A 13,020-nucleotide genomic window follows, 5' to 3' on the forward strand; every position below is an offset into this window, starting at 1 on the left:
GTCCGGGTCACTCGCTGCGCAGCGCCTCCACCGGGTCCTCGCGGGCGGCCCTGGCGGCGGGCACGAGCCCGGCCAGGACGGTGAGCAGCACCGAGACGCCGATGAGGGCGGCGCCGGCCGTCGCCGGCAGCTGGGCGACCGTGGCGACCCCGAACCTGCGCTCCACGAACAGGTTCGCCGGGATGCACACCAGGAGCGTGATGCCGACCCCCATCGCGCCCGCCAGCAGCCCCTCGATGACGGTCTCGGCGTTGAAGACGTGCCTGATGTCGCGCTTGGAGGCGCCGACCGAGCGCAGGATGCCGATCTCCTTCTTGCGTTCCAGGACGGAGATGTAGGTGATGATCGCGATCATGATGGAGGAGACCACCAGGGAGATCGACACGAATGCGATGAGCAGCCAGGAGATGATGTCGACGATCCGGGTCACCGAGCTCATGAGCAGGCCGACGAGGTCGGTGTAGGTGATGACCCTGTCCTGGGCGCCGGCCTTCTCCTGGGCGGTGTTGTAGTCGGCGAGAGCGGCCTTGACCCGCTCCTTGGCGGTGAAGCTCGCGGGGTAGAGGTCGATCTCGCTGGGCACCTCCGGGTCCGCCCAGCCCAGGTCGGCGAGGTTCTTGTCGTAGGTGGCGACGTCGGTCGACATCATTGAGGCCATGAGGGCGGCGAGATCCTCCTGGTCCATGTTGAGGCTGAAGGCGTCCTTGAAGGCCTGCTCGTCGATGTCCATCGCGGAGCCCATCTGGGTGGCGAGCCGGGTCGTGGCGTCCTGCATGGCCGTGCGGATCTGCTCCTGGATCGCCGTCATCATCTGGGTCATGGCGCTGTTCAGGGCGGCCTGGATCGAGCTGCTGAGCGTCTGGACGATGGTGGAGGTGACGGAGGCGGCGACCTGCCGGCCGATAGCGGTGACCAGCTCGTCGCGCACGGCGTCGCTGATCCGGCCGACGTCGGGGTCGGCGCCCAGGGACGCCACGAGGTTCTGCGTGAGCCGGGCGGAGTCGATGACCTGGTCGGAGCCCAGGGTGTCGGCGATGGTCTTCTGGACGTCCGGCTGGGCGAGGTAGTCGGCGGCGAGGGTCGCCAGGTCGGGGCCCCGGCCGTCGCCGTCGGGGTCGTCGGAGATGTGCTGGGCGTAGTAGGCCTGGAAGCCGGCGATGACGCCGGTCATCATGGTCGACACGGCGGTGGAGGCGCCCTCCCTCAGGGCGCCGTCGGCCAGCGCGCCCCGGATGAGGGCCGGGTAGTCGACGTCGGCGAGCTGGGGGAAGCGGCCGGTGAGGTCCTGGGAGGAGACGCTGGACAGGTCGAGCCCCGACAGGTCGATCTCCGGGACGCTGTCGGTCAGGGCGGACAGGTCGAGCCCGGACAGGTCGACGTCGCCGATGCCGGTGGCCTCGAAGCCGGACACGTCCATGCCGGACAGGTCGAGGTCCAGCTTGGAGGGGTCCAGCTGGAAGGCGGCCTGGATCTTGTCGGTGTCGACGGTGAAGAGCGAGGAGAGGTCGATCTCGCCGGCCTTGGCGCCGGCGGCCTCGTCGGCGAAGGTCTTGCCGGTCAGGACGTCGGTGTCCGGGTGGGCGAGCTGGTCCTGGACGATCGCGGAGCCGCTCGCCTGGTCCATGACGTGCCGGGTGAGCGCCGGGGTGTAGGCCAGCCCCCGCTTCAGGGTCATCTTGTCGGAGTCCCTGGCCCGGACGATGCCGGTGATGCGGAGGTCCTCGCCGTCGGCGACCGCCTGCCGCATGAGCTCGGTGTCGTCGGAGCGGTCGGTCCACACGCCGTAGGTGTCGTCGTGGCGGTAGCGGGCGGAGGCGGGCACGAGCTTGAAGGTCACCTGCATGAGGCGGTCGTAGGAGTAGCTGGTCGGGCCCGACGCCGAGGCGGCTGCCGGGTCCGCCGACGGCGTCGCGGAGGCTGCCGGGTCCGGCGACGCCGGGGCGGTCGCGCCGGTGGCGCCGCCGGGCCCGGTGGTGGCGCCCGTCGGCGCTGCCGGGTCCGACGGCGAGCCGGCTCCGGGCACGGCCGCCCCCGGCACGGCCGCCACGCCGGAGGCCCGGCCGGAGAGGTAGTCGCGCATCAGCTGGTCGAGCCGGCTGTGGTCGCGCAGGCCCAGGGTGTACTCGAAGATGTCCGGCAGGGTGCCGTCCTCATCGAGGACCAGCGCCAGCTCGTCCGCCTCCGCGGGCCAGCGTCCGGCGACGACGTCGTACTGGTCCTCGTAGAGGGAGGGCTCCGCCGGCATCTGGTGGAAGGTGTCCATGGACAGGACCGAGGACAGGAACCCGGTGGACATGGCGCCGCTGAGCGGCTCGAAGGCCTGCTCGGGGTTGACCCGGGTGATGGCGGAGCTCGTGTCCGGCAGATAGATCTGCGGGGTGACGTCGTAGAGGTACTCGATGGAGGTGACCTGGTCCCTGATCCCGCCGCCGCCGGAGTCGAGGTACTGCTTGAGAGAGGCCAGGTCGTTGGTCGATCTCGACCCCATCATCTGGTCGAAGGAGTCGATGGTGGTCACCGTGCCGGGGGAGCCCGCGGCCGCCGTCGCCGTCTCCTGCGCGGCCTGCCGCCCCCGGGCCAGCACCGCCGTCATGTCCGTGCCGGTCTTCTGGATGGCCAGCGGGTAGGAGGTCAGCGTCTCCTCCTCGGTGCGGGCGATATAGGCGTTGACGCCGTTGGCGAGCGCCAGGATGAGGGCGATGCCGATAATGCCGATGGACCCCGCGAAGGAGGTCATGAGCGTGCGGCCCTTCTTCGTCATCAGGTTGCTGAAGGACAGTGCGAGGGCGGTCAGGGGCCCCATGGATGTGGCCCGGGCGGTCCTGGCCGCCCGGGCCTCGGAGCCGTCGTCGGCCGGGGCGCAGGGGCGGGAGTCGGCGACGAGGCGCCCGTCGGCGAGCTCGACAATGCGGGTGGCGTACCGGCGGGCGAGCTCCGGGTTGTGGGTGACCATGATGACGAGGCGGTCGCGGGCGATCTCCTTCAGCAGGTCCATCACCTGCACGGAGGTGGCGGAGTCGAGGGCGCCGGTGGGCTCGTCGGCCAGGACGATCTCGGGGTCGTTGATCAGGGCCCGGGCGATGGCGACGCGCTGCATCTGGCCGCCGGAGAGCTGGGCGGGGCGCTTGTGGGCGTGCTCGGCGAGGCCGACCTCGGCGAGCGCGTCCAACGCGCGGCGGCGGCGCTCGGCGCGGGGGGCGCCGGACAGGGTCAGGGCGAGCTCGACGTTGGCCAGGACCGACTGGTGGGGGATGAGGTTGTAGGACTGGAAGACGAAACCGATGCGGTTGTTGCGGTAGGCGTCCCAGTCGCGGTCCTTGAAGTCCTTGGTGGAGATGTCGTCGATGACCAGGTCGCCGGAGTCGAAGTGGTCGAGGCCGCCGACGACGTTGAGCAGCGTCGTCTTGCCGGAGCCCGACTGGCCGAGGACGGCGACGAACTCGTTGTCGCGGAAGGAGACGGTGACGCCGGCGAGGGCCGTCTGGGTCAGCGATGCCGTGCGGTAGGACTTGGTGATCCTCCGCAGCTCCAGCATGTTGCGATTCTACTGCGATGCGGGCGCACAATCAACAACGATCGTTTCTGTTTGTTGTGCTGCCCGGGCCGTCGGCGCCCACGGCGAGCGGTTCCGGGCCCCGGTGGAGCCGCTTCGCGGACGCGCGGCCCGACTCGCGCGCCCGCTTCGGAGGTGGAGAGCGGTTGCCGGCGTCGTCGAGCCGGAAGTGAACCGATCTCGGCGGAGGGGGCGGGCGATTCACAGCGGGCTCATGGTGGGTGGATGCCGGGCTGATAGGCGCCTCATTGACAGTGGAGCCCGTCGCCGTAGCCCGGGCGGCCGCGGGCCTTCGGGAGGCCCGCGGCCTCACCGTCCGAAGGCCGTTCGGCGCCGCCCGCCCGACGCTCTCCGCCAACATCGCACATTTTGAGTCCACCGAACCGAGGAGACGCACATGACCCCCTTGACGACACCCCCGGCGCCGCTCGCGCCGTCCCGACCGTCCCGCCCCGACGACGGCGCTATACCCGACACCGGGGTCGCCTTCGCCCTGCGCCGCCGCAGCCTCCTGGTGGGAGGCCTCGGTCTGGCGGCCGCCGGCACGCTCATGGCCTGCGGCTCCTCGGGCGGGACGGATGCCCCCTCCGGCTTCTCCACCGCGACCGGCCCCTTCGCCGGAACCGACACGGCCACAGCCGCCGCGGACGCCGCCGTCGCGCCCGCCTACCACGAGGCCGCGGCCTCCAACACGTCGCTGTCGCCCGGCTCGTGGACCGGCAAGGTCGGGGACAAGGAGATCACGCTGTCGGGCGCCTACCTCGTGGACGGCATCACCGCCACCATCGACGGCGGCACCTTCGAGTCCACCACCGCGGACCAGACGGTCTTCCTGGTCGTGGGCGGCGGCAGCCTGTCGATCACCAACGCGAGGATCGCCAAGTCCGGCGACGCCTCCACCGACGGCCGGCACGGCGTGGACGACGCCTACAACTTCTACGGCCTCAACTCCGCCGTCGTCGCCGTGGGGGAGGGCTCCACCGTCACCGTCAACGAGACGACCCTGACGACCGCCGCCTCCGGGGCCAACGCCGTCATCGCCTCCGGCAGCGCCGCTGCGCAGGTCACCGCCTGTGCGATCGCCACCACCGGGGAGTCCTCGCGCGGTCTGCACGCCACCTACGCGGGCGTCATCACCGGCTCCGACCTGACCATCGAGACCCAGGGGGCCCACTGCGCCGCCGTCGCCACCGACCGCGGCTCGGGCACCGTCACGGTCGAGGGCGCCAACACCTTCACCACCAACGGCGACGGCTCCCCGTGCCTCTACTCCACCGGCCAGATCACCGTGTCCGGCCTGACCGGCCAGGCCAACGGGGCGCAGGCGATCGTCGTCGAGGGAAAGAACCACGCCACCGTCTCCGGCTCGACCCTCACCAGCGCCTCCAGCAGGGGTGGCGTCATGCTCTACCAGTCGATGTCCGGGGACGCCGCCGACTCCGACGCCGCCACCGAGGTCTCCACCCTCGCCCTGAGCGACGTGACCCTCACCTGCACCCAGGACGCCCCGGTCCTCTACGTCACCAACACCTCCTCGCGGGCGACCCTCACCCGCTGCACCCTGACCGCCCCCGGGGGCCTGGCCAGGGCCGACGAGGACCGCTGGGGCACCTCCGGCTCCAACGGCGGCACCCTCGCCCTCGCCATGGACGCCACCACCTCCGACGGCGCCATCACCGCCGGCTCGTCGTCCTCCGTCACGGTGACCACGGCCAACGGAGGAGCGGCCACGGGGGCGACCTCGGGGAGCGTCACCGTCTCCTGAGCACCCCCGCCGCAGCGCCCGGCGTGGGGGGCGGCCCCGCGCCTGTGGCAGGCTCGTCCCGGGGCGCGGCAGGTGATGACGCCCGTGGGCGGCCCCGCGCCTGTGGCAGGCTCGTGCCATGCGCAAGGAAGCCTTCCCCCGCACAGGTCGCCCCCGCGTCGTCGTCACCACCGTCCCCGGGCCCGACGGCCTCAACTCCATGATCCGCCTGCTCACCCACGCCAACGAGATCGACCTGCGCGGCCTGGTCTACGCGGGATCGGACTGCCACTGGGCGGGGGACCCGGCCCACGGCATCGCCCCGCACCGCTGGCCCGCCCCCGGCGAGACCCTCCACATCGACACGGCCATCGACGCCTACGCCAGGGTCGAGGAGACCCTGCGGGTCCACGACCCCCGCTTCCCCACGGCCGCCCACCTGCGGTCCCTGGTCCGCACCGGCAATGTCGCCGCCGCCGGCGAGATGGACGAGGTCACCCCCGGCTCCGCCCTCATCGCCGACCTCCTGCGCGAGACCGCGCTGACCCCGGACGGCCCGGCGGGCATCGGCGCCCTGGCCGCCTCCGCCGTCGGCGACGCGCCGGCCGACGCCGCCCGTCCCCTGTTCGTCCAGGCCTGGGGCGGGACGTCGACCATCGCCCGGGCCCTGCGCAGCGTTGAGGAGGAGCTGGGGACGCGCCCTGACTGGCCGGTGCTCAAGCAGCGTGTCCTCGACCGCCTCGTCATCTCCTCCTTCGGCGAGCAGGACCCGACCCTGGAGAGCTACATCCGCCCGGCCTGGCCGGGGCTCGAGCACCGCGATGTCGCCACCACCGCCTGGGGCTGCCTGTCCCGCACGGTGCTGGCGGTCCGGGACCGCGGGCTCGTCGGCGCCGGGTGGACCCGGAGGAGCGTCAGCGCCCGGGGCCCGCTCGGGGCCGCCTACCGCGTGTGGGGCGACGGCCGCCGGATGGCCGCGGGCTTCGACGCCGAGGACTACTTCGGCGAGTCCGGCAGGAGCGAGGAGCGGCTGCGCGGCGAGGGCTACCGGATCTGGTGCCCGCTTCAGGAGCCCGGCTCCTTCATCTCCGAGGGCGACACCGCCAACTTCACCCCGCTCGTCCCCAACGGCCTGCGCTCCTGGGAGGACGCCGCCTTCGGCGGCTGGGGCGGCCGCCAGACGCCTGACCCCGACCATCCCGACACCCTCACCTCCGGCACGGTCCTCGCCCGACCGGGGGCGCCGGCGCTCGCGCGCGGCGGGCTCGTCGTCGACCATGCTCCTGGCGGCCCCGACGGCCCCGACGGTCCTGCGCCGCCCGAGTACCACGTGACCCGCTGGTGGCGGGCCGTCCAGAACGAGTTCGCCGCCCGGCTCGCCTGGTCAGTGACCCCACGGTACGAGGACGCCAACCACCCGCCGCTCGTCCTGGTCGCCGGCGCCCCCGCCACCGCCGAGGGCGGGCTGGCCCGCGCCGTGCGCCCCGGCGAGGTCGTCACCCTGACCGCCACGGCCACCGACCCCGACGGCGACGACGTGCTCCTGCGCTGGTGGGCCTACCCGGAGGCCGGGGCCAGCCCGTGCCCCGTGGCTCCGCGGCTTCGGGACGACGGCGCCGGCACCGCCGTCGTCACCGTCCCGGCGGCCGCCGAGCCGGGACAGGCCATCCACCTGATCGCCGAGGGCACCGACACCGGCTCCCCGGCCCTGACCCGCTACCAGCGCGTCGTGCTCACGGTGGCGTGACGGGCGGCGCGGGCCGGGCGGCGGCCTGCGGGACCGGCGGGCGGCCTGAGCTCGTGGACCGGCGGGCGGGCCTCGGCGCCTTGGGCCCAGGAGCGCGGCGAGCTGCGAAAAGCGCTCATGGCCGGGTGCCGGGGTTCTCAGTAGCGCGGGGAGACGGGCGCGATGCCCTTGTAGGAGGCGGCGGCGCCGGCGGACAGGACCGCCGTCGAGCCGGCGCGCATGCCCTCGCGCACCGCCTCCGGGAAGTCGTATCCCGCGGCGAGCGCCGCCGCGAGCACGCCGACCGTCGCGTCGCCGGCGCCCGTGGTGTCGACGACCGGCCCCAGGTCGATCGCCGGGACGTGCACCGCGCCCTCGTCCGAGGCCCGCACCGCGCCGGCCCCGCCGAGCGTGATGAGCACGCGGGCGATGCCCCGCTCGCGCAGCGCCGCCGCTGCGGCCAGGGCCTCCTCGGCCGTCTCGGGCGCCGGGGCCCCCAGGACCAGCCCGCACTCGCTCTCGTTGACGACCAGGACGTCCACGCCCGCCAGGGCCTCCGGCGGGATCGGGTAGACGGGCGCCAGGTTGAGGACGACCCTCGCCCCGGCCGCGTGCGTCCAGGCGATGACGGCCTCATTGGCGGCCGGGGGGATCTCGCCCTGGAGGACGACGACGTCGTCCTTGGCGAGCTCGACCGCCGCGGCCGCCTGCTCCCCGGTGACGCACCCGTTGGCCCCGGCGTCGAGAATGATCGTGTTCTCCCCGGCTGCGCTGACGGTGATGAAGGCGATCCCGGTGGTGACCTCCTCGTCCGTGCGCAGGGCGGAGACGTCCACGCCGTGCGTGCGCAGGTCCTCGCGCAGGGTGATGCCCGCGGGGTCGCCGCCGACGCGTCCGACGAACAGCGTGGTCGCGCCGCCGTGGGCGGCGGCCGCGGCCTGGTTCGCGCCCTTGCCGCCCAGGCGGTAGGTGGTGGAGGTGCCCGAGAGGGTCTCGCCCGGCTGGGGGAAGCGGTCGACCGTGACCGTGATGTCCTGGTTGATGGAACCGACGACGATGACGCGTCCCATTGGTGAGCTCCTTTGCTTCTCTGCTTCGGTCGGGTGTGGAGGCTAGCCGATGCCCGGGCCGGAGGCGGTGTCCGGGGCCTGCCCGTCTTTCGTCGGTGAAATTCGGGGCGGGCGGTGGGCTCGTGCGGGTGGAAACGTTTCCATCCGCAATGGGGGAAGCGTGCCACGTCCGCGGCGCGCGGTCAAGGGTGTCGCGGACGCTTACTACGCTCCTTTGTTCCTTACTACGCTCCTTTTCCTCGTACAGTAAGGGACAAAGGAGCGTAGTAAGCGCTGTGGCGGCGCTGGCCGCGCAGCCGGTCGTCGCCAACGGCTCGGAGATCGTCCGGGGCGGCAGGCGCCCGCAGGGCTCCTTGAACCGATCTCGACGCGGAGTACGACCGATCGCGGCGACTCAGGGCCGGGGCGCGTCGGGCGCCGGGGCAGACAGGTCGGCTACGGAGTCGCGGCGGATGAGTGAGGCGGCCACGCGCTCGGAGGCGGGGCGACCGCCGTCGATCGCCTCGCAGAGCATGTCGACGGCCCGCTCGGCCTGACGCACCGGGTGCTGGGTGATGACCGTCAGTCGGGGGCGCAGGAGGTCGAAGACCTCGAGGTCGTCGTAGCTGATGATCGAGACGTCCCGGCCGAACCGCCGCCCCGTGTCCTGAAGGTGGCGAATCGCCATGAGCGTGTGGGGGGAGTAGCCGAAGACGAGCGCGGTGGCGCCGGTCTCCAGGTGCGCGTCGAGCTCGTCCAGCCACCGCGCGCCGGTGTTCTCCGCTCTAATGACGCGCGCCGACCCCCGCGGGAGCAGCGGGGCGGCGGCCCGCTCGAATGCGGTCAGGCGCTCGCGCCCCGTGGGGGAGCCCAGCAGCCCGGCGACGTAGGTGACCGAGCGGTGCCCGTGGGCGGCCAGCTCCTCGACGGCTGCTCCCAGCCCTGGGGCGGGGTCGGAGTCGATCGAGGGCACGTTCAGCGCGGTGATCGTGCGGTCGACGAACACGAGCGGGATCCGCCGCTCCACGAGCGTGCGCAGTCCCGGGGTGGCGTCGCCCTGCGGGGCGAGGATCACGCCGTCGATGCGCTGCTCCAGCAGGGCCCGCAGGTAGCCGTCCTGCTGCTCGGCGTCCTCGGAGGCCGAGCCGATGATTGTGGTCAGCCCCCGCGCGAACAGGGCGGCCTGGACGGTGTGGGCGAGCTGGGCGAAGAAGGTGTTGCGCACGTCGGGCACCAGCAGGGCGACGACGTCGGAGCGTGCGGCTCGCAGCGAGCGGGCCCGGGCGTTGACGGTGTAGCCGAGCCGGGTGGCGGCGGCCATGACCCTTTCGCGCGAGCGCGTCGAGGTGGAGGGGTGGCCGGTCAGGACGCGGGAGGCCGTCCCCAGGGAGACGCCGGCCAGCGCGGCGACATCCTTGATGGTGGGGGCTCCCACGGCGGTCTCCTCGATTGCGGACGGCGATGGCGGGAGCTCGTGGCGGGAAACGTTTCCACGCCGGGCTCCCTGTGATGCTTGCACGGCCCGGTGCGTCAGTCAAGGAGCGGGGGCGCTTGGTCGTGCGCCGCGCCCGCTCGCAGCCTTGACGTCCGTCCCGGCCTGCCCCCGAGGCGGACGCAGGTGGATCGCAGGCGCCCGGACTCTTCGGGCCGCTGCCGGCGCGGAGGCGGACCGGGCTCGGCGAGGGGACTGCGGGCCGGGCGCCGGGGCGCGGGCCGGCTGCGGGCCGCCGGCGGCGTTGACGGCCCGACCCGCCCGGAACCAATAGTCTGCGGCGATTCCGGGCTCCGGTGTCGCGAGGCCCGGACCGGGGCGAGTGTGACGATCAGCCAGTACAGCTCGAAGCCGGCGCTGCTGGGCTCGTTGAGGACGGGCTGGCGCTGTGCCCGGGCGATGGCCCGAGCCCGGCGCTGCGAAGACCTGTTGGCCGGGACGACCTGCGACACGGCTGCCACGACCGCGTCCCCCGCATTGTGAGAGCCCGTTGCTCAGGCGCCACGGGCGAGGCGAGGAGGACGACGACCGTGCGGGTCAAGCGACGACTGCACGGGCCGACCGATGGCCGTGGCGCTGACGCTACCTCGCCCGCCCGGCCGCGCCGTCGCCCCCGTCCCGGCGGCGTGCCGCCGCCCCGAACGGGTGCGACGGGCGCGAGGCGGCCTCCGGGCAACGATCGCGATCCGTCCCGCCCCCACCCCTTGTGGAAACGTTTCCAAATGTGATAGAAATCGTGTGCGGCGCTTCGGGAGTCAGGGCGCCGCCCTTCGCGCGCCGATTCGTCGGTGCGCGAAGCCCCCTGCCAGATCTCCACCGCGGTGACGAAGCCGCGTCGGAGACCCCATCACCGCACACACATTCACCGTCACAGTTACAAAGGAGTTGCATGTGGCCACCAAGATGATCCTCGACTGCGATCCGGGTCATGACGACGCGATCGCGATCCTTCTCGCGCTCGGGAGCCCGGAGATCGACCTCCTGGGCATCACGACCATCGGCGGCAACCACAGCCTGGAGAAGGTCACCTACAACGCTCGGGCGCTGTGCGAGCTTGCCGGTCACCCCGAGATGCCCGTCCACGCCGGCTGCATGAAGCCGCTCGTCCGCGAGGCCATCGACGCGGCCTACATCCACGGCGAGACCGGCCTCGACGGCGTCGAGCTGCCCGAGCCGAGCCGGCCTCTGCCCGAGCAGCACGCCGTGACCTGGCTCATCGAGACCGTGATGAGCCACGAGGCCGGGGCGATCACCGTCGTCGCCACCGGCCCCCTGACCAATATCGCGGTGGCGGCCCGCATGGAGCCCCGCATCGTGGGGCGCATCAAGGAGATCGTGCTCATGGGCGGCGCGTACGGCGTGGGCAACGCGACTCCCGTCGCCGAGTTCAACATCCTGTGCGACCCGGAGGCCGCCCACATCGTCTTCAACGAGACCTGGCCGCTGACCATGATCGGCCTGGACGTCACCCACCAGGCCCTGTGCACCTCCGAGGTCCAGAAGACCATCAGCTCGGCCAGCCCCAAGCTCGCCGACGCCGTCAACGGCCTCATGGACTTCTTCCGCTCCACCTACCAGGACCAGGAGGCCTTCCCGGACCCGCCCACCCACGACCCCTGCGCCGTCGCCTATGTCATCGATCCCGCGCTCATCCCGACGCGGCGCTGCCCCATCGACGTCGAGCTGCGCGGCGAGCTCACCTACGGCATGACCGTGGCCGACATGCGGGCCCTCGCCGAGAGCCCCGACGTCGGGGGCTCCTGCACGTCTCAGGTCGGAGTCGGCCTGGATGTGGGCCGATTCTGGGCTCTTGTCGCCGACGCCCTCGCCCGCCTGGACTGAGCCGCCCCGAAACAGGGCCGCCCCGAAACAGGGCCGCCCGGCCCGTAGCGGCCTCCGCGCACACCTACTTACTTACCCCAACCGCACACCTCCCGTCTCACACGAAGGGTCGCCACATGCTCTTAGCCGTCAATATCCTGGGAGTCCTCGTCTTCCTCACCGCAGGATGGCTGTTCTCCCACAACCGCAAGGGGATCCACTGGCAATCGGTCGGAATCCTCACCGCGCTCAACCTCGTCATCGCCTGGGTCCTCACGAGCTTCCCGTGGGGCCGCGCCGCCGTCCAGGGCGCGGCCGCGGGCTTCAACGAGCTCGTCTCGGTGGCGTGGAAGGGCATTAACTTCGCCCTGGCGAACTGGGTCGGCGCCGAGGGCGTGGACCCCACGCCCGTGAACTTCATCGTCAGCGCGCTGCTCCCGATCCTCCTGGTCGTCCCCGTCTTCGACATCCTGACCTACATCGGCCTCCTGCCGTGGGTCATCAAGTGGGTCGGGCGGGGCCTGAGCTTCATCACCCGCCAGCCCAAGTTCGAGACCTTCTACTCGATCGAGATGATGTTCCTGGGGAACACCGAGGCGCTGGCGATCTCCAAGCTCCAGGTGCAGAAGATGAACCCGGCGCGGAACGTCGTCATCGCCATGATGTCGATGAGCTGCGTGACCGCCTCGATCCTCGCCGCCTACATCCAGATCGTCCCCGCCGAGTTCGTCCTGACGGCGGTGCCCATCAACTGCCTCAACGCCCTCATCGTCACCTCCCTGCTCTACCCGGTGGATGTCCCGCCAGAGGAGGATGTCATCGTCACCTACGAGAGCGAGGGCGAGGGCGAGCTCGCCCCCGTCGCAGCCGGTTCCGCGGCGGCCTCCGGGGCAGAGACCGATGGCGGGGCCGACGGCGGGACAGGCGGCGCGGCCGCCGGGGTCGCGACCCGGCAGCGGGACAAGGCCAACTCCGGCGGGCTGGGCGCGATGCTGTCCAGGGCCTTCAAGAAGGAGCCGGGCAGGCCCGCCAAGGAGCCCTTCTTCTCCTTCCTCGGCGACTCCATCCTCGGCGCGGGAAAGCTGGTGCTCATTATCACCGCCAATGTCATCACCTTCGTCGCGCTGGCCGCCCTCATCGACAAGATCCTCGGCGCGTTCTGGGCGCCGCTGTCCCTGGAGTCGATTCTCGGCGTCATTATGTTCGTGCCCGCCCTGCTTCTCGGACTCGACCCGTCCACCGGCTGGGACATGTCGCAGATCATGGGACTCAAGCTCTGGCTGGAATTAAACAAGATCGGTGTGTGGCGGTGTGACTGGGAGGTGCTCGAAGTCGTAGTCGAAGGTGCGGTTGGTGATGTAGGCGGTGAAGGCCGCGAAGGTGTTCTCCGGGGCGACCCCCCGGAGGTTGGCGATATTGTTCTTGGCGGCGTTCCACACGTGTTCTGTGGGATTGTGATCGGGGGCGTACGGGGGCATGTAGATAGGCATGATGCGCTCCAGAGCCTGGCCGGGGGCATAAAGATCGTTCAAAGCCTTGGCGTGGTGGAACCTGGCGTTGTCCAGGACGACCGCGATCTTCTTTTTCTCATCGGTCTCGCGCGCCAGGCGACCCATCATGAGGGTGATCTGCTCG

General features: G+C 71.8%; 7 protein-coding genes and 1 pseudogene. 4 read left to right on the top strand and 4 right to left on the bottom strand.

Annotated elements, in window-relative coordinates; translation table 11 throughout:
• Positions 1-7 precede the first annotated feature (7 nt).
• The gene (locus O145_RS09130; RefSeq protein ID WP_043562369.1) at positions 8-3,535 is read right to left on the bottom strand and encodes an ABC transporter ATP-binding protein/permease; all 3,528 of its coding nucleotides are present in this window, start codon (positions 3,533-3,535) and stop codon (positions 8-10) included.
• 415 nt (positions 3,536-3,950) lie between these two features.
• Between O145_RS09130 and O145_RS09135 the strand changes: the two genes are divergently transcribed.
• Entirely contained in the window at positions 3,951-5,318 is a 1,368-nt protein-coding gene (locus tag O145_RS09135; RefSeq protein ID WP_043562370.1) for a hypothetical protein, read from the top strand.
• Between the two features lie 118 nt (positions 5,319-5,436).
• On the top strand, positions 5,437-7,044 hold the full coding sequence (locus O145_RS09140; RefSeq protein ID WP_043562371.1) for a DUF1593 domain-containing protein: 1,608 nt from the start codon (positions 5,437-5,439) through the stop codon (positions 7,042-7,044).
• A 137-nt stretch (positions 7,045-7,181) separates the two neighbouring features.
• On the opposite strand, the gene O145_RS09145 is transcribed toward O145_RS09140, so the two are convergent.
• Both O145_RS09145 and O145_RS09150 read right to left on the bottom strand, forming a co-directional pair.
• On the bottom strand, positions 7,182-8,093 hold the full coding sequence (locus tag O145_RS09145) for a ribokinase (protein WP_043562372.1): 912 nt from the start codon (positions 8,091-8,093) through the stop codon (positions 7,182-7,184).
• Positions 8,094-8,487: 394 nt separating this feature from the next.
• Entirely contained in the window at positions 8,488-9,507 is a 1,020-nt protein-coding gene (locus O145_RS09150; protein WP_043562373.1) for a LacI family DNA-binding transcriptional regulator, read from the bottom strand.
• A 948-nt stretch (positions 9,508-10,455) separates the two neighbouring features.
• Here O145_RS09150 and uriH point away from each other — a divergent pair.
• The gene (gene uriH / locus O145_RS09155; RefSeq protein WP_043562374.1) at positions 10,456-11,406 is read left to right on the top strand and encodes a uridine-preferring nucleoside hydrolase UriH; all 951 of its coding nucleotides are present in this window, start codon (positions 10,456-10,458) and stop codon (positions 11,404-11,406) included.
• 116 nt (positions 11,407-11,522) lie between these two features.
• A pseudogene (locus tag O145_RS09160) lies at positions 11,523-12,608 on the top strand (Na+ dependent nucleoside transporter N-terminal domain-containing protein); the annotation flags it as partial.
• A 63-nt stretch (positions 12,609-12,671) separates the two neighbouring features.
• Here O145_RS09160 and O145_RS19895 read toward each other — a convergent pair.
• The gene (locus O145_RS19895; RefSeq protein ID WP_411265953.1) at positions 12,672-13,004 is read right to left on the bottom strand and encodes a transposase; all 333 of its coding nucleotides are present in this window, start codon (positions 13,002-13,004) and stop codon (positions 12,672-12,674) included.
• Positions 13,005-13,020 lie beyond the last annotated feature (16 nt).

It is taken from the genome of Actinomyces israelii DSM 43320, assembly GCF_000711965.1.
Taxonomy (GTDB): domain Bacteria; phylum Actinomycetota; class Actinomycetes; order Actinomycetales; family Actinomycetaceae; genus Actinomyces; species Actinomyces israelii.

Bases quoted from the DNA above. Each gene is read 5' to 3' on its own strand.
- O145_RS09140 (WP_043562371.1), top strand. From the start codon at position 5,437: ATGCGCAAGGAAGCCTTCCCCCGCACAGGTCGCCCCCGCGTCGTCGTC.
- O145_RS09135 (WP_043562370.1), top strand. From the start codon at position 3,951: ATGACCCCCTTGACGACACCCCCGGCGCCGCTCGCGCCGTCCCGACCG.
- O145_RS09130 (WP_043562369.1), bottom strand. From the start codon at position 3,535: ATGCTGGAGCTGCGGAGGATCACCAAGTCCTACCGCACGGCATCGCTG.
- O145_RS09145 (WP_043562372.1), bottom strand. From the start codon at position 8,093: ATGGGACGCGTCATCGTCGTCGGTTCCATCAACCAGGACATCACGGTC.
- O145_RS19895 (WP_411265953.1), bottom strand. From the start codon at position 13,004: ATGATGGGTCGCCTGGCGCGCGAGACCGATGAGAAAAAGAAGATCGCG.